The sequence below is a fragment of the Streptomyces sp. MST-110588 genome, assembly GCF_022695595.1.
Taxonomy (GTDB): domain Bacteria; phylum Actinomycetota; class Actinomycetes; order Streptomycetales; family Streptomycetaceae; genus Streptomyces.
On record NZ_CP074380.1, the window covers coordinates 7,414,497 to 7,431,291 of the forward strand.

Consider the following 16,795-nt stretch of genomic DNA (forward strand, 5'->3'; position numbering starts at 1 on the left):
CCCGGTGCGCGGCGCCGCACCGGGCCGCCCCGTACCCGCAGCGAACTGGAGGAGACAGCGGAATGCGGATCTGCGGACTCGGCGACAACGTCGTCGATCGCTACCCCCAGCGCGGCCTGATGTACCCGGGCGGCAACGCCCTGAACGTCGCCGTGCACGCGGCACGCCGCGGGGCCCGGGCCGCCTACCTCGGCGTCACCGGCAGCGACGAGGCCGGCCGGCACATACGGGCCGTGCTGGCCACCGAGGGCGTCGGCACCGAGCGCGCCCGCATCGCCGAGGGCCCCAACGCCTACGCCACCGTCCACCTGGACCAGGAGGGGAACCGCGTCTTCGGCGACTACGACCCGAGCGTCTCCTTCTTCACCCCGAACGAGGCCGACCTGCGGTGGCTGCGCGGCTTCGACCTGGTGCACACCGGCGACTGCAGCGCCATGGAGGGGCAGTTGCCGCGGCTGGCCGCCGTCTGCCCGGTCAGCTTCGACTTCTCCGACCGCCCCTGGACGTACGCCGAACCCCTGCTGCCCTGCGTGCACAGTGCCGTCTTCTCCCGGCCCGAGGCGGACGACGCCGAGGCCGCGGACCTCCTGGCGCGGGTGCGCGAGCTGGGGCCGGAACTGGCCGTGGTCACCCGCGGCGCCCGCGGCGCGCTGCTGTCGTACGGGGACACCACCCACCACCAGCCCGTCGCGCCCGTCCGGGCCACCGACACCCTGGGCGCCGGCGACTCCTTCACCGCCGCGCTGCTGGTCGCCCTGCACCACGGCAGCACCCTGGCGGACGCCGCGGCCCGCGCCGCCGCGTACGCCGCCGAGGTCTGCACCCGGCCGGGAGCCTTCGGGCACCCCCTGGCGCCGGCGTCCTCCGCACCCCTGTGACGGTCCCGCACCCCGCTTCCCGAGCGATCACCGTGCCGCCCTGCCCTTCCCTTTCCCGATCCCCTCCCCGCCAGGAGAGAGCCGATGCGCCGCACCCCGGCCGCCGTCGCCGGCGCGCTGCTCGCCGCCCTGCTGACCCTCCTCGTCAGCGGCTGCGGGCAGGCCCCCGTACGCGTCACCCCGGACGACTTCACGCTCCACGGACGCCCCAAGGGACACCTCACCATCCTGGAGAAATGGGCCGACCCCGAGTACGCGCCCTACTTCAAGGACGTGGTGCGCGCCTACGAGCAGCGCAATCCGGGGGTCACCATCGACCTCCAGGCCGTCGGTGACCAGCCCTACAAGGACCGCATCGCGGTGCTGGCCGCCTCCCGCGACCTGCCCGACATCTACTTCGCCTGGCCCGGCCGCTACGCCCGCAAGTTCGCCGACGGCCGGCTCGCCGCGGACCTCTCCGGGCCGATGCGGGAAGGCGGTTGGGGCAGCCGCTTGGATGCCCAGGCGCTGGACGCCTTCACCTTCGGCGGGCGGCGGTACGGGGTGCCGCTGAACCGGGACGCCAAGGTCTTCGCGTACCACACCGGAATCTTCGCCGAGGCGGGGATCACGGCACCCCCGCGGACCTTCCCCGAGCTGCTGGACGCCTGCGACCGCATCAAGAAGGCCGGGCACACCCCGCTCGCCTTCGGCAACCAGTACGGCTGGCCCGCCGGGCACCTGCTCACCCAGTTCAACGCGATGGAGGTGCCCGCCTCCGTACTGGCCCGGGACTACGACGGCGAGGGCGGCGACGCGGCCTTCACCCATCCGGGTTACGAACGGGCGCTGAAGGACCTGCGGCAGCTCAAGGAACGCTGTATGGCCCCCGGAGGAACCAGCACCAGCCATGAGTCCGCACAGGCCCGCATGCTCTTCGGCAAGGCCGCGATGCAGTACCTGGAGACCCTGGAATTCTCCTATCTGAGTGAACGCGGCGGCGCACCGGCACAGTTCGCCGCGCACTGGGACTTCTTCCCCATGCCGGGGATTCCCTCGGGGGCCGGCTCGCCGGGCGCCGTGGCGGGCGGCACCGACGGCCTCATGGTCTCCAACTCCTCCCCGAACAAGGCCCTGGCCGTCGACTTCCTGAAGTTCCTCACCAGCCGCGAACAGGCCCGCAAGGTGGTCCGCGACCTCGGCTGGCTCAGCGCGGTCAAGGGCACCGCGGACGCCGCCCGCCTCAAGGGCCTGGCCAAGGCGGACCGCACGCTGGCCGGCCGGGACCTGGCCCTGTGGCTGGACACCCGTGCCGACGACAAGATCGTCAACCCCTATCTCGCAGCGGCCGAAGCCGTCCTGGGCGGCGACGCCACGCCCGGACAGGCCATGGACCAGGTACGCCAAGGGGCCCACAACGCCCGCCGATTCGCCGTACGCCGATAACCCCGCCGAACTCGGTCCGCACCCGCGAAACAGCCCCCGAAGCACGCCCCCGAAGGAACCCCGAAGCAAGCCCCCGAAGGAGGTGCCACACCGTGAAAAGGCGACGCCGCTTCGGCCACGCCCTGTACGCCGCCCCCGCTCTCGCCCTGATCGCGCTGTTCGTCTACTACCCGATCGTGGAGAACATCCGCCTGAGCCTGTTCAAGTTCAGCGTCTTCCAGCCCGGGACGCGCTACGTCGGCCTGGAGAACTACCGGCAAGCCCTCCAGGACCCGGTCTTCTGGAAGGCCCTGTCCAACAACGTCTGCTACGCCGCGGCCTCGGTGGTCTTCCAGGTCGGCGCGGCACTCGTCCTGGCCGCGGTCCTGGAGGCGGTCATCGGGCGCCGGCTGCGCGGCGTGCTGCGCACCGTCTACTTCATCCCGGCCGCCGTCTCCATGACCGTCGCCGGCCTGCTCTTCCGGTTCCTGTACCAGCCCGACGCCGGACTGGTCAACGACGCGCTGCGGGCCGTCGGCCTGGACGGCGCGGCACGCGACTGGCTGGGGGAGACCGCCACGTCGATCTGGGGCGTCATCAGCATGAGCCAGTGGCAGTCCTTCGGCTACACCACGATGCTGCTGACGGTCGCCATCCAGCGGATCCCGCGCGAGCTGTACGAGGCGGCCACCGTGGACGGCGCCGGCCGGGTGCGGACCTTCTTCACCGTCACCGTACCGATGGTCCGCGAGATGACGACCCTGCTGGTCATCCTCACCGTCTCCCAGGCGTTCCTGGTCTTCAACGAGGTGATGGTCATGACCGGCGGCGGCCCCTCCAACTCCAGTCAGGTCCTGGGCACCTGGCTGTACGCCAGCGCCTTCACCGGCGACGACATGGGTTACGCCGCGGCCATCGGCACGGTGATGTTCCTCCTCACCTTCGCCGCCGGCATCCTCCAGCTCATCCACTCGCGCCGGAAGGCGGTCGCGGTATGACCCTCACCCTGCGCAAGCCCGCGCCCACGCCCCCGGCTCCCGCGTCGGCCGGTGCCCCCGCGCGGCGCGCCCCGGCCCGCCCCGGCACGGTCCTCCTGCGCGTCCTGACGTACTGCGCGCTGGCGGCGCTGGCCGTCGCCGTGATCTATCCGCTGTGCTGGATGGCGCTGTCCGGCCTGAAGGCGAACGCGGAGATCTTCTCCAGTCCCTGGGACCTGCCCGCGCACCCCCGCTGGGGGACGTACGCCGACGCCTGGAACCAGGGCGTCCTGGGCTATCTGCTCAACAGCGTGCTGGTCACCGCCGCCAGCGTGGTGGCCGTCGTCCTGATCAGTGCCTGGGCCGCCTACGGGCTGACGCGGCTGGACATCCCCTGCTCACAGCCGGCCCTGCTGCTCGTCCTGGGCGCGATGATGCTCTCGCCGACCGTGGCACTGGTCCCGCTGTCCCAACTGCTCCAGGCCCTGCACATCTTCAACACCTACTGGGCGCTGATCGTCCTCTACACCGCCTTCAAGGTGCCCTTCACCACCTTCCTCATCCGCGCCTACCTGCTGGGCCAGCCGGTCGAGGTGGAGGAGGCGGCCCGTATCGACGGCGCGAGCCGCCGGCAGGTCTTCTGGCGGATCGTCGTCCCGATGGCCCGTCCGATCCTGGCGTCCGCCGCCGTCCTCCAGGCGCTGTTCGCGTGGAACGAGTACGCCTTCGCGCTCGTCTTCATCACCGACGACCGCCTCAAGACCCTGCCCGTGGGGCTCGCCGACCTGGCCGGCCGCCTCAACTCCGACTGGCCGATGCTCTTCGCGGGGCTGACGATCGCGGCGCTGCCGATGATCGTCGTCTTCCTGGTCGCCCAGCGGCACTTCGTCCGCGGGCTGTCCGAAGGCATCGGCAAATGACCGGCGGGAGCGGCGGACAACCGGCGGGACAGGAAGGACCGGCGGACAACCGGCAGGACCGGCGGACGACCGCGCGCCGGTGGCCGCCCCTCACCCCTCCTTCGCCACCGGCGCACCCTCGGCGAACTGCCGCGCCTGGAGCTCGTACATCCGGCGGAAGCGGCCGTCGGGGGCCGTCGCCGGGTCCATCAGCTCGGCGAAGGTACCCTCCTCCGCCACCCGGCCGCCCTCCATGAGACAGATGTGATCGGCCTGCCGGACCGAGTGCAGCCGGTGGGTGATCAGTACGACGGTCTGCCCGTCCGCGGCCAGCTCCCGGATCTGGGCGAACGTCTCCTGCTCGGCCTCGGCGTCCAGGGCGGCCGTCGGCTCGTCGACCACGAGGATCTCGCCGCGCCGGTAGTAGGCGCGGGCGATGCCGAGCTTCTGCCACTGGCCGCCGGAGAGGCTGTGGCCGTCCTGGTAGCCGCGGGCCAGCAGCGTGTCCCAGCCGCGCGGCAGCTCCTCGATCAGGTCGCGGGCGTTGGCGTACCGTACGGCCTCGTGCAGCCACCGGTCGGTGATGGGCTCGGTGGACCGCCCGATGGCGATGTTGACGCGCGCGGTGAAGGGCCAGCGGTGGAAGTCCTGGGCGACACCGGCGATCCGGCTGAACAACTGGTGCCGGTCGGCCTCGGCGGTGGGCACGCCCCCGATCAGGATCCGGCCTTCGGTGGGGTGTAGAGGCCGGCCAGCAGCTTGGCGACGGTGGTCTTGCCCGAGCCGTTGCGGCCCACCAGCGCCACGGTCGTACCGGCCGGAATCCGCAGCGACACCCCGCGCAGCGCGTACTTGCCCTCCACCCCCGGATAGTTGAACGTCACGTTCTCGAAGCGGATCTCATCGATCCGGTCGGGCAGCGCCCGCCCGGTCAGAGGAATGGCGCGGGCCCGGGACTCGGTCTGCACGTGCTCCAGGTCGCCGACGAACAGCGCCTCCTCGTTGAGGTAGTTGATCTGGCGTACGAGGGTGGCCAGCGACCCCGTACCCGTACGGATGGCGATGACGGCCGTGCCTCCCACCGACAGCGCCATCGCGCCGCTCCACAGCAGCAGCCCCAGCACGCCGAAGGTCATCAGGTACGCCACACCGGTGAAGGCGGAGGCCAGCAGCCCGGTACGGGCGGCCAGCCGCGCCAGCCGGGCCTGCTCGCGCTCGGCCTCCTCGGACATGTCACGGAAGTGGTGCAACAGGAAGCCGGCGATGCCGTGCAGCCGGATCTCGGCGGCGGCGTGGGTGGAGGTCAGCAGCTCGCTGATGAGCCGGCCGGTGCGGGCGTGCTGGGACCAGGCACGGGTGCTCATGTACCGGCGGCGTGCGGTGGTCAGCGTGGACCAGGCGCTGGGCAGCGTCATGGCCACGATCAGCGGCAGCAGTACGGGATGCAGCACCGTCAGCACGCCCGCCGAAGCAATCAGCGAAAGCAGGGCGTTGATCACCGATGAGCTGTACTGGATCATGCGCCGGGCCGATGACGCCCCGAACCGCGCCGACTCCTGACGCCGGTGGAACTCGGGATCCTCCATCGCGGACAGCTCCACCTTGGCGGCGGCCTCCAGATAGATCTCGGTGGCGACCCGTTCCACGGCGGGCTCCAGCCGCCCGGTGCCCTGGACGGACACCGCCCGCAGCACCGCGCCGACCACCCCCGCCACCCCCACGACGGCCAGCGCGGGCACGGCGTCCCGCAGCCGCTGTGTCGTGCTCCCCACCGACAGCAGCGCCGCCAGCACACCGTTGACCGCCACCATCCCCACAGCCTGGGCCAGGCCCCGCCCCACCTCGGCGCACACCACCATGCGCAGCGCCCGGGCATCGGCCTTGCGGGCCAGCCGCGCGGTCAGCGCGAGCAGATGCGGCAGCCGCGCCACCATGGCTTTCAGCCCGAGGTCGAGAAAGGCGTTCTCATGCCGCACCCACGCCAGATCCAGCCGCAGCCGCCCCCCGAAAAGCAGCCGCTCCGACGCACCGACGTACTCCTCCTCCCCACCGTCCAGCCCGCTTCCGTCCCCCTCCTTCTTCCCCTTCTTCCCTTTCATCCCTGCCCCCGTACGCCGTCCGGTCGACCACCGCGGTCGTCGTTGACCGTGCCCAACCGCACGTCGGCATATGCCCGACGCCGCCAACCGGTACGGGGCCGTTCCCCCCACCACCAGGCAGAACAGCCCCACGCCTGACTCTGCCACCACCCGCACCATCGACATGAGAACCGGCGGCCGGGAACCGGCCCCTGCTCTGACGCCGGCGTGGGCGCTCCCCCCTTGTCCGAACGACCGGCAGCGACGCGCATATGAGGTTTTTCCGGTCCTGTCTGGGAAGATCGATGCATGGCTGAGAGCTTCACGACACGGGAAATCGACGTCCGGACCGGTTCGCAGGAGACGGTCCACGACCTGACCCGGGACTGCGTGGCCTTCCTGCGGGACGTCGCCCGGGGCCGGGACGGGTTGCTGAACGTCTTCACGCCACACGCCACCATGGGAGTGGCGCTCCTGGAGACCGGCGCGGGCAGCGACGAAGACCTGTTGTCGGCCCTGCACGATCTCCTTCCGGCGGACGACCGCTGGCGCCACAAGCACGGCAGCCCCGGCCACGGCCGTGACCACGTGCTCCCGGCGCTGGTGCCTCCCCACGCCACATTGCCCGTGGTCGGGGGAGAACTGGCCCTTGGCACATGGCAGTCCGTATGCCTGGTGGACACCAACAAGGACAACCCGAACCGCAAGGTCCGGCTGAGCTTCCTGGGCTGACCCGGGGCGCCCTATGATCGTCTCACTCCACGTGCGAGGGGGCGGCAGGCATGGTGGCGGGTGGTTCGGCGGCGCTGCGGGCGCGGGAGGCGCGGCGGCAGGAGCGGCTGTTACGGGAGCAGTGGCGGGCGGCCGGCAGGTGGGAGGCGGCTAGGGCGCTTCTGATGGATCTCCGCGGCCTCGCGACGCCCGGCACGCACCCTCGCCGCACGGCGCAAAGGGACAGGTGGCTCCGCCACATGACCCTTCACACCGCACGCCGAGCGCACGCACCGCACACCGCTCCGTCTTCCACGGAGATCCATCAGAAACGCCCTAGCGCGGGGGAGCGGAGCGTGGCCGCCCATCTGCTGATGCTCACCGAGCGGGGATGGCGGCTGCTCGTCGACCGGCGGTGGCCGGACACCCGTGCCGCGAACGTGGACATGCTGCTGGTCGGACCGGGCGGTGTCTTCGTCATCGACGTCAAGAACTGGCGGGCCGCCCCGGAGGTGTCCGGTGGTGTGCTGCGGGCCGGCGGCGAGTCACGGGAGGACCGCGCGCGCAAGCTGACGGCGGTGACGAAGACGGCCGAGAGCGCGGTGGCGTCCCTGGGGCTGTCCCCGGTGGCCGTCCAGCCGCTCATGGTCTTCGCCGGCCGGCGGGTCGACGCCGAGCTGGGCCGCATCAGACTGCTGGGTGAGGGGCAGGTCGGACCGGTCCTGCTGCGGGAACCGTGACGGCTCCGTCCAGAAGGGGTGCGTGCCCTCGCCGATCATCTCGGGCGGGTCTTTCCCGAATACGAGGGTTCGGATGTCACGGAGACGGCACGCGAGCGCGCGCAGGCCCGGGAACCGGAACCCGAGGGGCTCTTCGATCTCGACGGGCTGCGCGAAGCGGCCGTCGAGGAGGCGATGCGGGCTCCGATCGAGCAGTGGATGACCTTCCTCGATCCGGATCAGGTGGCGCTCGTACGGCGCAACTGGGCGGGCCCCGCCCGGATCAGCGGCCCGGCCGGTACCGGCAAGACGGTCGTCGGTCTGCACCGCGCCGCCCACCTCGCCAGGCGCAACAGCGGCCGGGTCCTGTACGTCACTTACGCCAACAACCTGCCCCGCGTGCAGCACACTTTCTTGAAGACCATGTCTCCCGCCGTGGCCGACCGGGTCGACTTCCGCAGCCTGCATTCCTGGGCCCAGGAGTTCCTCCATGAACGCGGCGTGCCGGTCAGGCTGCACGGCGACAAGGCGGAGACGGCCTTCAGCCTGGCCTGGACGCGCGTGGGCCGCGGGAGCTGCCTGACCGAGATCGACCCCGTGCCGCGTTACTGGCACGAGGAGATCGACCATGTCATCAAGGGCCGCGGCATCACCTCCTTCGAGGAGTACGCCGCCGTGCGCCGGCGCCGCCGCCGGGCGAATCTGCGGCGCCCTCACCGGCAGGCGGTCTGGGCCCTGTACGAGGCGTACGAGTCCCTCCGCGACGAGCGCGGGGTGCACGACTTCAACGACGTCCTCTCACTGGCGCTGACCGCGGCTCGCCAGGACACCGGCCTGGCACCGTACAGCGCCGTGATCGTGGACGAGGTCCAGGATCTGACGCTGGTCGGAGTACGCCTGCTCCACGCCCTGGTGGGCGACGCCCCCAACGGGCTGCTGCTGATCGGGGACTGCCAGCAGGCGGTCTACCCGGGGGGCTTCCGCCTCTCCGACGCCGGTATCGACATCCGTGGTGGCCGTGGTCAGGTGCTGCGCGTCAACTACCGCAACAGGAAGGAGATCCTGGAGGCGGCTCTCGCGGTCGTCGCCGAGGACGCCTTCGAGGACATCGACGGGCGCTACACCTCCGGGCGCCGGGACGTCGACCTGACACACCGCGACGGCCGGGTGCACCGCGTCGTACGGCCGAGCGTGGCCGAACACGACCGGGCCTTGCTGGACGCCCTGGGAGAGCTGTCGGCGCCGGAGCGGGGTGATACCGCTGTGCTGTGTCCTTCGATGCGGGCCATCGAGCGGTATCAGCGCCTCCTCTTGGGGGCCGGTGTACCCGTGTGTCTGCTGGAGCACTATGACGGCCGTACGGTTGCGGCCGTGAAGCTCGGCAGTTACCGGCGCGCCAAGGGGCTTGAGTTCAAGCGGGTGTTCCTGCCGTGCCACGACACGGCCGGCCCGCAGTCCTCCCAAGGAGCTGACGCGCCCGAGACCGTACGGGAGCGCGAGGAACTCGCCCGCAGTCAGCTCTTTGTCGCCATGACCCGCGCCCGTGACGTCCTGTGGCTGGGCAGTGTCCGAGGGGAACGGTAGCCGCCGCACACCCCCGGTGGCGGGGGCGTGCGGACGCGGTGACCGTTCAGGAGGGGCGTGGGGGCCAGGTTCCGGGGAAAGGATGTTCAGGGCGTAGGCGCGGGCTACCAGGGACGGGCGGGTAGGAGCGTTCAGGAGGGTGCGCAGACGGCTGAGGTGGTAGTCGACGGTCTGCCGGGACAGTCGCAGGGAGGTGGCGATCTCCGCGTTGGTCCGCCCGGCGGCCAGTAAGGACAGGATGCGGATCTGGCAGGGGGTGAGCGGCGGGTGGGGGTCATGGGCGATGCCCTGGTGGGTGACGACTGCCCAGACGCCGGTCGCGCGGGTCGTGTGGGGCGTGTGGGCGCCCACCGTCGTCAGGTGCAGACGGGCCCGGCGGTGCCGGCCGCGGGCGTCGAGCAGGAGCGCGTCCGTCTCCAGTCTTCTGCTGCGGCGGGCGATGAGGTCCTGCCAGCCGCTGAGCAGGCGGCCGGGGCCGGGGGACGGGGCGAGCAGGGTGTGGACGCGGCGGCCCACGAGGTCCGAGAGGCGGGTGTGGAGCAGTTCGGCGGTGGCGGTGTTCGCCTGCCGGACGCGTCCGCCCGCCGAGATCAGGGCGCAGGGCAGGCCGCTGTGGTCGCGCAGCGCGTGCAGGTGCTCCTCGGCCCGGCGGCGCTGGTCCAGCGCGCGCCTGCCGTCGGTGACGTCCACGTAGATGCCGCCCACGCAGGTCTGTGAGCCCTCCAGTACGGGGAAACGGTGGCCCGCCGCGTATCCGTCGGTGCCGTCGGGACGGCGGTAGGTGAGGGTGTGCCGTACCGGCTTGTGGTGGGCGAGGATCTCCCGGTCCAGTGCCAGGAACCGGGCCGCGTCGGCGGGGGAGTCGAAGTCTTGTATGTGCTTGCCGATGATGTGGCCGGGGGTGGTGCCGTACAGGTGGGCGTAGGCGTGGTTGGTCCACAGGTAGCGGCCGGTGCCGTCACGGATGAAGGCCGCGGGGGGCGAAGTCCAGGAATCGCCGTACCGTCCGGGCGTCGTCGAGGGCCCCTCGGCCGGCGCTGTCGGTGAGCTGCGGGTGCCCGTCGGCCTCGTTGGTCCCGTCGGTCTCCCACCAGGTCATGGGCAGGTGGTCGAGCAGGTGGTCGAGCAGGGTATGGGGGCTGGTGTCGTTCACGGCGGCCTTTCCTCCGGATGCGTACCGCGCGGTGCGGTGTGCCACCGCGATGCGTTTCCCTCCGCTTCGTCGCGCAAGCCCGGTCTTCGGCCTCTTTGACGGCGTTCGGCCGGGGCCGTTCGCCGCCGAGGAGGGTCATATATCTCTAAGTCGCTGTATGTAGCTTTGTGCTGTCTTCGCTCCCGCGTGCTCTTACGCCGTCACAGGTTCTTCACACTCTTCAAACGGCACTCGCAATTCAGGCATTTGCCTGAACGCCCGCTGCCCGATACGGCGATCCGGGCGTGCGCCGGCTGATTCGCTTGAGTGGGTTCGGGCAGCCGTTATGACGCACAGCTTCTGTCGTATGACGGCCCATCAGTGACTGAAGGAGCTGGATTTCCGTGAGCAAGGTGCTGTTCGTGCATGCCAAGGGCGGTCCGCCCCTGGGGTACGCCCTGTCACGGGTCGCCGCGAGGTCGGCGGTGCACCTGCTGGCGCTCAGCGCGCTTCCCGGCGCCGTGGCCGCCCCGGCCGCGAACCTGTGCGCCTCGGTGCACGTCCCCGACGAGGCGGAGCGGCGCGACCTGGTGTCGCTGATCGTCTCCCGGGCCCAGGCCGTGGGCGCGGACGCGGTCGTGACGTTCTCCGAGTACGCGGTCGTGGCCGTCGCCGAGGCCTGCGAGAAGCTCGGCCTCGCCGGGGCGGGCGGCTCCTGCGCGCTGGCCCGCGACAAGCGGATGATGCGGCGCGCGTGGCAGGAAGCGGGCATCCCCCAGCCCCGCTTCCGTCCGGTCGCAACGGAGGAGGAGGTGCGGGACGCGGCGGCGGATCTGCCGTACCCGCTGCTGCTGAAGGCGGCCTGGAGCGCCGGTTCCACCGCACACCAGATCATCCGCTCCCCGCAGGAAGCGGTCAGGGCCTGGGAGCGGTCGCGCGAGGTCATGGCCGAATCGGCGCGGCTGGGCTACGCCGAGCTCCATGTGCCCGGCGCCGGCGGGGACTTCCTCATCGAGCAGATCGTGACGGGCTCGGCCCAGGAGTGGTTCGACCAGCCGGGCTGGGGCGACTACGTCAGCGTCGAGGGGGCCGTCGTGGACGGCGTCTTCAGGCCCGTGTGCCTCAGCGGCCGGATGCCGACGGTGGCGCCGTTCACCGAACGCGCGGGCATCACCCCCGCGGCCCTCCCGGCCGGAGCCCAGGAGCGCGTCGTGGCCCTGGCCCGGGACGCCGTCGACGCACTGGGCCTGGCGAACTGCGGCACCCACACCGAGATCAAGCTCGGTGCCGACGGCCGTATGTGGGTGATCGAGACCGCGGCCCGGTTCGGCGGCGCGATGACCGTACCGCAGATCGAGGAGGTCTTCGGCCTGGACCTCATAGGCATGCTGGTCGACCACCTCCTGGGACGCCCGGTCCACTGGCCGGAGCGCGCCCTGACGCCCCAGGAGGCGCGCGGCGCGGCCGGTTCGCTGGTCGTCCTGGCCGTCGACGGCGCCGGCGAGCCCTGGCCGGACCGGCGCCTGTGGGACTTCCCGACGGTCGCCCGGAGCGTTCCGCTCAGCGACGGCAGCCGGCTGTCGGTGGTGGCCGAGAGTTCCCTGCCCGACGGCGCCGTGGTGCCGGTCTACGACCCGGCCGCCGGCGCGAACACCATGGCGGCGCTGTGCCTGCTGTCCGCCGACGCGCCGCAGACCGTCATCGCCGACTTCCAGACCCTGGTGGACGCCCTGCCGCGCGTCCTTCCGGCCGCTTCGCCCGAGGAGGCCCGCTCATGACCGTACGTACCTGCAGCACCCGGCCGACGTGTCCGGGAAGCATCCGGCCGGCGTCCCCGGGCCGAAGCTCCCGGCCGGCGCTCCCGGAAAGGACGGTGGGCCGGTGACCACCGCACTGCTCCCCTCCGGTACGCCGGGACCCGCCACGGACCGTACGGTCATCGGCGAGAACCTGTCGCTGCCGCTGTTCCGCACCCTCTCCGGCGTGTTGGCCGGCCACCCGTACCTGAAGGTCGTCGTGGACCGCTGCGAGGACACCTGGCACCTGCTCGACACGGCCGTCCACCCCTTCCACGTCAACTACGTCGCCACCCGCATCCTGGGCATGGACCTGGAGACCCTGGACGCGGGCCTGGACGCCTTCAACGCCTCGGTCTACACCGACCCCCAACGGCGCTTCTTACTGGGCGTGCTCTCCCTGCACACCGACGAGGACCTCGAAGGCCGCGAACGCCCCTTCCTCGTCCTGGAGACGACCGAGGCCGACACCATGAACGGCGCGCTGCTGGAGGAGTTCTACACCTTCGTGCGCCACCGGGTGGACGGGCGGCTGCCGCTGCTGCTCAAGCCCGCCAACCACGGCCAGGAACAGGAGCTGGCCGCGGTCAGCGAGGTGCGGGTCCCGCGGATCCTGAGCCACCAGCTCTTCGGGAACCGGACGCGGATGCCGCTCAACCCCGGCGAGGCCACCGGCCGGCTGCGCTGGTTCCGTACGGCCGAGGAGTACCGGGCCGCCGCCGGCGGGCTCGGCTGGTCGGACATCGTGGCCATGGACTGCCTCCCGGACGACGTGCCGCGGGTGGCCGGGTTCATCAACACCGCGCCCATCACCCCGCTCTCGCACACCAACGTGCTCGCCTCCGGCTGGGGCATCCCCAACGCCGTCGTCCGGGACCTGCCACGGCTCGTCGAGCGCGACGGCCTGGACGGCGCGTGGGTGCGCTACCGGGTACGGGAGGAGGAGATCACCCTCATACGGCTGGAGAGCGCCCCGGTCCTCCAGGCGCCGGCCTGGCACCAGCAGCGCATCCGGCTGGAGCCGCCGCTCCTGGAGGACGCCCCGGCGCTGTCGCTGCACCGGCTGCGCCGCGCGGACCGGGACCGCTACGGCACCAAGGCGGCCAACCTGGGGGAGCTGCACCACGTCCTGGACAGCCGCACCGCCGATCTCACCACGTTCTACGGGAAGCCCAGGCCGCCCCGCCGGAACCTCTACCACCACCTCGCGGCCCGTCTGGGTCTCGACGGCGCGGGCAGTGACGGTGGCCCCGGGCGGACCGGCGGCGCCGGCGTGGAGCGACTGCGGCAGGCGGCGGCCGAATTCGCGGCCCGTACCGTCTCGGCGCCCGACGGGGTCGCCCTGCCGTTCGCCCTACAGAATCGTTTCCTCACGTCCTCGCCCGCCCTCCAACAGGCCATCGGAAAGCTGAAGATGGCGCTCGAACTCGACGCCGTGGAGGTACTGGACTCCCTCTGTCTGCACCTCCAGCACGTCATCCGCCACACCCCCATGCCCGAGGACGTGACCCGGCAGATCACCCAGGCCTTCCCCGCCCCGCTCGCCGCCGGCAGCCGCCTGGTGGTGCGCTCCTCCTCCAACGCCGAGGACCTGCCCGGATTCTCCGCGGCCGGGGTCTACGACTCGGTCACCACCGTCCGCGGCGAGAAGGAACTCCTGGACGCGGTACGGCAGGTGTGGGCCTCGCTGCTGTCGCCGCGCAGCGTGCGGCTGCGCCACCAGGTCGGCATCTCCCTGGACGACACGTACATGGGAGTGATCATCCAGCAGTACGCCCCCGCCGAACTCGGAGGCGTCCTGGTGACCTGCGACCCGACCCGGCGCGAGGACTTCCGCAACGTGTACCTCAACTGCTCGCCGGGCTCCCCCGAAACGGTCGTCGACGGCACCACCCTGCCGCAGCAGTACCTGTACAACACCGTCGAGGGCGGCGGCCGTACGGTGGCGCTCGGCTCCTCGGGCCAGGACCTGCCCGCCGCGACCCGGAACCGGCTGGCCGACCTGGCCCTGACCGGCCGGCTGCTCCAGTCGCACTTCAGCGAGGACGACCCGGACGCCCCGCTGGACATCGAATGGCTCATGACCGGCGAGGGCGGCTTCCGGCTGGTCCAGATCCGCCCGTACGCGCTGTGACCGGCCGGCCGTCCCGGCCGCGGCCCGCTTCATGGCCGTGGCCCGTCCTGCGCCTGCGGTCCGCCTCCCGGCGTGGCCCCGCCGATCAGCTCCCCACCCCCGCCGCCCGCCGGATCATCCGTCTGAACAACGGCTTCCAACTGCTGTTCAACCTGCTGTGGTGGATGCCGGTGTTCTACGCCTACCAGCGGGAGGCGGGGCTCTCGGACGGGGAGATCTTCGGGATCCAGAGCGTCTACTACGTCGCGTTCTGCCTGTTCGAGATCCCGACCGGGATGGTGGCCGACCGCATCGGCGCCCGCAACTGCCTGCGGGCCGGGGCGGTGGTGATGACCGCCGCCAACCTGGCGCCGGTCCTCAGCCCCTCCTACCCGGGCTTCCTGCTCCACTTCCTGGCCATCGCCGCGGGCCGCTCCCTGACCTCGGGCGCCGCCAGCGCCTACCTCTACGACGGTCTGCGGGCCGAGGGGTGCGACGCCCACTACCTGAAGGCCGAGGGCACCGCCCGCGCGCTGGGCCTGGCCGCGAAGGTGGTGTGCTGGCCGCTGGTGGGCCCGCTGATGGCCCTGGCCCACCCGGCGCCGTACGTGCTCAGCGCCGCGAGCGCGGCGGGCTCCCTGGTCTGCGCGGTCGCGCTGCCCCGGCTCGCCCGCGCCCACGGGGACGGCCGGCCGGGGAACCGGCCGGACAAGGAGCCCGCGACGGGCGGCAGCGCGGCAGGAGGGCGGCGCCGGGCCGCGTTCTGGCACGACGCGGGCGCCGCGCTGCGCTGCGTACGGGCCACGCCCTGGCTCGCCCTGGTCATGGTGCAGGGCGTGGCGGTCTTCACCCTCTCCCGCATCTGCCAGGTGAACCTCTTCCAGCCCATCCTGCTGGACCACGGCATCGGCGAGACCTCGCACGGCGGGGTGCTGGCGGCCATGACCGTGGCCGAGGCGGTGGCATCGGCGCGGCCCCAATGGCTCAGCCGCAAGCTGCCACCGGTGGCCTGGGTCTCCCTGCTCAGCCTCGCGCTGGCCGGCACCCTGGCCGCCCTCACCCTCGGCGGGCCGTGGACCGTGGTCGTACTGCTGTGCGTGTTCGCCGCGATCACCGGCTTCGCGTACCCGGTCCAGCGCAAGCTGGTCAACGACGCGATCCCGGCGCACGCCCCCCGCGCCACGCTGCTGTCCGTGGAGAGCATCGTGGACCGGGGCGTGTGCGCGCTGGTGGCGGTGGCCGTCGGGGCCTACCTCTCGGCGGGCCGACTGGACGCGCTGCTGTGGCACAGCGCGCTGGCGACCGCGGTGGTGATGACCGTCCTGCACCTGCTGCTGCGCCGCCTGGGCTCCGGGCGCGGCCGGGCGGCCCGTACGGAGCGCGAGATCCGTACGGCGCGTACGGCACATACGGCGCACATGGCGCGTACGTCGGCGGTACGGGGCGAGGGCCCCGGGCCGGGAACTGCGGACCGGCCCTCGGCGACTCCGGCTGATCCTGTGCGCGAGGACGCGGCGAGTTACGGTGAAAGACCCTTCGCGGACTCCTCCGGAGAGCCCCCCGAAGGCAGGACGCGGTAGTCACGCAAGTCGCGTACGCAGTCGGTACCGCCCGTACCGCCCCGTACCGTCGGAACAGGAGAGAGGCAGATGAGCCGTCCCCCGGCCGCCGCCGAGGCGTTCGCATACTTCCTTGCCCAGTTCGAGGCCGGCATGGCGCTGGCCGCGTCGGGCGACGACGGACCGGCGTACAGTCTCGGGGCGGATCTTCCGCCGTGGCTGGTGCAAATGGTGACCGCGCTCTACGAAGGCCAGGACGAGGCCGCGGCCCGGGCGTGGGCACAGCGCGTACAAGGCGAGCTGCGCCGCCTGGACGGCCGGGTGCCGTTCGCCGCGGTGGTGCACGACTGGCACCTGCGCACGGTCGCCCCGATGCTGGCGGAGGCGAGCGTACGGCGCGGCGAGGGGCCCGGTGCCCAGGAGGCGGTACGGCTGCTGCACGAACGGGCGCTGGCGGGACAGCCGGTCGGGGAAAGCCAGTGGCAAGAGGCGCTCGGCCCGGCGCTGCGCGAGGTCTACCACCACGCCTACGCCTATGCCGACGCCTTCGCCACGGCGTCCGCCAACGCGCTCGCCTACGCGCAGGCCAATGACTACGAGGAGGACAAGGCCGTCGAGTTCGCCGAGTACTACGCCAAGCTCAACACCGGGGCGAACGCCCGCGCCAGCGCCGACGCCAACGCGCTCGCGCACGCGCGGACGCTGGCACAGGTCTACGCCACGGGGGACGAGCGGGCCTATGCCACCGCCTACCCGTTCGCGTACGTGAACGCGTACGCGCTGGCGTACGCCAACCGGGACGAGGCGGCGGACCGGGGCGGGCAGGACCGGCGGCGCCGGGCCGCTTACGGGCGGCTCGCCGACGGACTGGCCGACAGCCTGGCCCGGGCCGGGGCCGCGGGCTGAAACCGGGACCGGCCGGTGTCCTGTGACCCCGGCCGGCGG

14 protein-coding genes and 1 pseudogene are annotated in these 16,795 nt (G+C 72.0%); 11 read left to right on the plus strand and 4 right to left on the minus strand.

The window, feature by feature from the left end; all coding sequences use genetic code 11:
- The first annotated feature begins 62 nt into the window (after positions 1-62).
- From KGS77_RS32350 to KGS77_RS32365, 4 genes are all read left to right on the plus strand, one after another.
- Complete coding sequence (locus KGS77_RS32350; RefSeq protein ID WP_242586813.1) at positions 63-878, plus strand: PfkB family carbohydrate kinase; 816 nt, start codon at positions 63-65, stop codon at positions 876-878.
- 84 nt (positions 879-962) lie between these two features.
- Complete coding sequence (locus KGS77_RS32355) at positions 963-2,303, plus strand: ABC transporter substrate-binding protein (protein WP_242586815.1); 1,341 nt, start codon at positions 963-965, stop codon at positions 2,301-2,303.
- 92 nt (positions 2,304-2,395) lie between these two features.
- Positions 2,396-3,280 (plus strand): sugar ABC transporter permease, encoded by an 885-nt coding sequence (locus KGS77_RS32360; RefSeq protein ID WP_242586817.1) that lies wholly within the window; start codon positions 2,396-2,398, stop codon positions 3,278-3,280.
- Positions 3,277-4,179 (plus strand): carbohydrate ABC transporter permease, encoded by a 903-nt coding sequence (locus KGS77_RS32365; RefSeq protein ID WP_242586818.1) that lies wholly within the window; start codon positions 3,277-3,279, stop codon positions 4,177-4,179. Before KGS77_RS32360 ends, KGS77_RS32365 begins: the two co-directional genes overlap by 4 nt.
- 90 nt (positions 4,180-4,269) lie before the next feature.
- Here the strand turns inward: KGS77_RS32365 and KGS77_RS35125 are convergent, their stop codons facing one another.
- Together KGS77_RS35125 and KGS77_RS35130 are read right to left on the minus strand one after the other, a co-directional pair.
- On the minus strand, positions 4,270-4,866 hold the full coding sequence (locus tag KGS77_RS35125; protein ID WP_347404554.1) for an ABC transporter ATP-binding protein: 597 nt from the start codon (positions 4,864-4,866) through the stop codon (positions 4,270-4,272).
- A gap of 8 nt (positions 4,867-4,874) precedes the next feature.
- Complete coding sequence (locus KGS77_RS35130; RefSeq protein WP_347404555.1) at positions 4,875-6,257, minus strand: ABC transporter ATP-binding protein; 1,383 nt, start codon at positions 6,255-6,257, stop codon at positions 4,875-4,877.
- A 288-nt stretch (positions 6,258-6,545) separates the two neighbouring features.
- Between KGS77_RS35130 and KGS77_RS32375 the strand changes: the two genes are divergently transcribed.
- From KGS77_RS32375 to KGS77_RS32385, 3 genes are all read left to right on the plus strand, one after another.
- On the plus strand, positions 6,546-6,968 hold the full coding sequence (locus tag KGS77_RS32375) for a YjbQ family protein (RefSeq protein WP_242586820.1): 423 nt from the start codon (positions 6,546-6,548) through the stop codon (positions 6,966-6,968).
- 239 nt (positions 6,969-7,207) lie between these two features.
- Positions 7,208-7,687 carry a nuclease-related domain-containing protein gene (locus tag KGS77_RS32380; RefSeq protein WP_277994294.1) on the plus strand — a complete coding sequence of 160 codons (480 nt, stop codon included), beginning with the start codon at positions 7,208-7,210 and terminating at the stop codon, positions 7,685-7,687.
- Positions 7,688-7,705: 18 nt separating this feature from the next.
- Complete coding sequence (locus tag KGS77_RS32385; RefSeq protein WP_242586825.1) at positions 7,706-9,250, plus strand: UvrD-helicase domain-containing protein; 1,545 nt, start codon at positions 7,706-7,708, stop codon at positions 9,248-9,250.
- A gap of 159 nt (positions 9,251-9,409) precedes the next feature.
- On the opposite strand, the pseudogene KGS77_RS32390 reads toward KGS77_RS32385, so the two are convergent.
- Both KGS77_RS32390 and KGS77_RS32395 read right to left on the minus strand, forming a co-directional pair.
- Positions 9,410-10,216 (minus strand): annotated as a pseudogene (locus tag KGS77_RS32390) (PAS domain-containing protein); the annotation flags it as partial.
- Positions 10,209-10,403, minus strand: coding sequence for a hypothetical protein (locus KGS77_RS32395; RefSeq protein WP_242586827.1), 195 nt, complete (start codon positions 10,401-10,403; stop codon positions 10,209-10,211). The gene KGS77_RS32395 and the pseudogene KGS77_RS32390, both read right to left, overlap by 8 nt.
- Positions 10,404-10,786: 383 nt before the next feature.
- On the opposite strand from KGS77_RS32395, the gene KGS77_RS32400 reads away from it, so the two are divergent.
- The 4 genes from KGS77_RS32400 (at position 10,787) to KGS77_RS32415 (ending at position 16,756) form a co-directional block, all read left to right on the plus strand.
- The gene (locus tag KGS77_RS32400) at positions 10,787-12,160 is read left to right on the plus strand and encodes an ATP-grasp domain-containing protein (RefSeq protein ID WP_242586828.1); all 1,374 of its coding nucleotides are present in this window, start codon (positions 10,787-10,789) and stop codon (positions 12,158-12,160) included.
- Between the two features lie 103 nt (positions 12,161-12,263).
- The gene (locus tag KGS77_RS32405) at positions 12,264-14,312 is read left to right on the plus strand and encodes a PEP/pyruvate-binding domain-containing protein (RefSeq protein ID WP_242586830.1); all 2,049 of its coding nucleotides are present in this window, start codon (positions 12,264-12,266) and stop codon (positions 14,310-14,312) included.
- Positions 14,252-15,871, plus strand: a complete 1,620-nt coding sequence (locus tag KGS77_RS32410) for an MFS transporter (RefSeq protein ID WP_242586833.1) — start codon at positions 14,252-14,254, stop codon at positions 15,869-15,871. The genes KGS77_RS32405 and KGS77_RS32410 overlap by 61 nt, the downstream gene beginning before the upstream one ends.
- A gap of 69 nt (positions 15,872-15,940) precedes the next feature.
- On the plus strand, positions 15,941-16,756 hold the full coding sequence (locus KGS77_RS32415; RefSeq protein ID WP_242586835.1) for a SpcZ: 816 nt from the start codon (positions 15,941-15,943) through the stop codon (positions 16,754-16,756).
- Positions 16,757-16,795: the final 39 nt, after the last annotated feature.

Bases quoted from the DNA above. Each gene is read 5' to 3' on its own strand.
- KGS77_RS32350 (WP_242586813.1), top strand. From the start codon at position 63: ATGCGGATCTGCGGACTCGGCGACAACGTCGTCGATCGCTACCCCCAG.
- KGS77_RS32355 (WP_242586815.1), top strand. From the start codon at position 963: ATGCGCCGCACCCCGGCCGCCGTCGCCGGCGCGCTGCTCGCCGCCCTG.
- KGS77_RS32365 (WP_242586818.1), top strand. From the start codon at position 3,277: ATGACCCTCACCCTGCGCAAGCCCGCGCCCACGCCCCCGGCTCCCGCG.
- KGS77_RS35130 (WP_347404555.1), bottom strand. From the start codon at position 6,257: ATGAAAGGGAAGAAGGGGAAGAAGGAGGGGGACGGAAGCGGGCTGGAC.
- KGS77_RS32375 (WP_242586820.1), top strand. From the start codon at position 6,546: ATGGCTGAGAGCTTCACGACACGGGAAATCGACGTCCGGACCGGTTCG.
- KGS77_RS32380 (WP_277994294.1), top strand. From the start codon at position 7,208: ATGACCCTTCACACCGCACGCCGAGCGCACGCACCGCACACCGCTCCG.
- KGS77_RS32410 (WP_242586833.1), top strand. From the start codon at position 14,252: ATGGCTCATGACCGGCGAGGGCGGCTTCCGGCTGGTCCAGATCCGCCC.
- KGS77_RS32415 (WP_242586835.1), top strand. From the start codon at position 15,941: ATGAGCCGTCCCCCGGCCGCCGCCGAGGCGTTCGCATACTTCCTTGCC.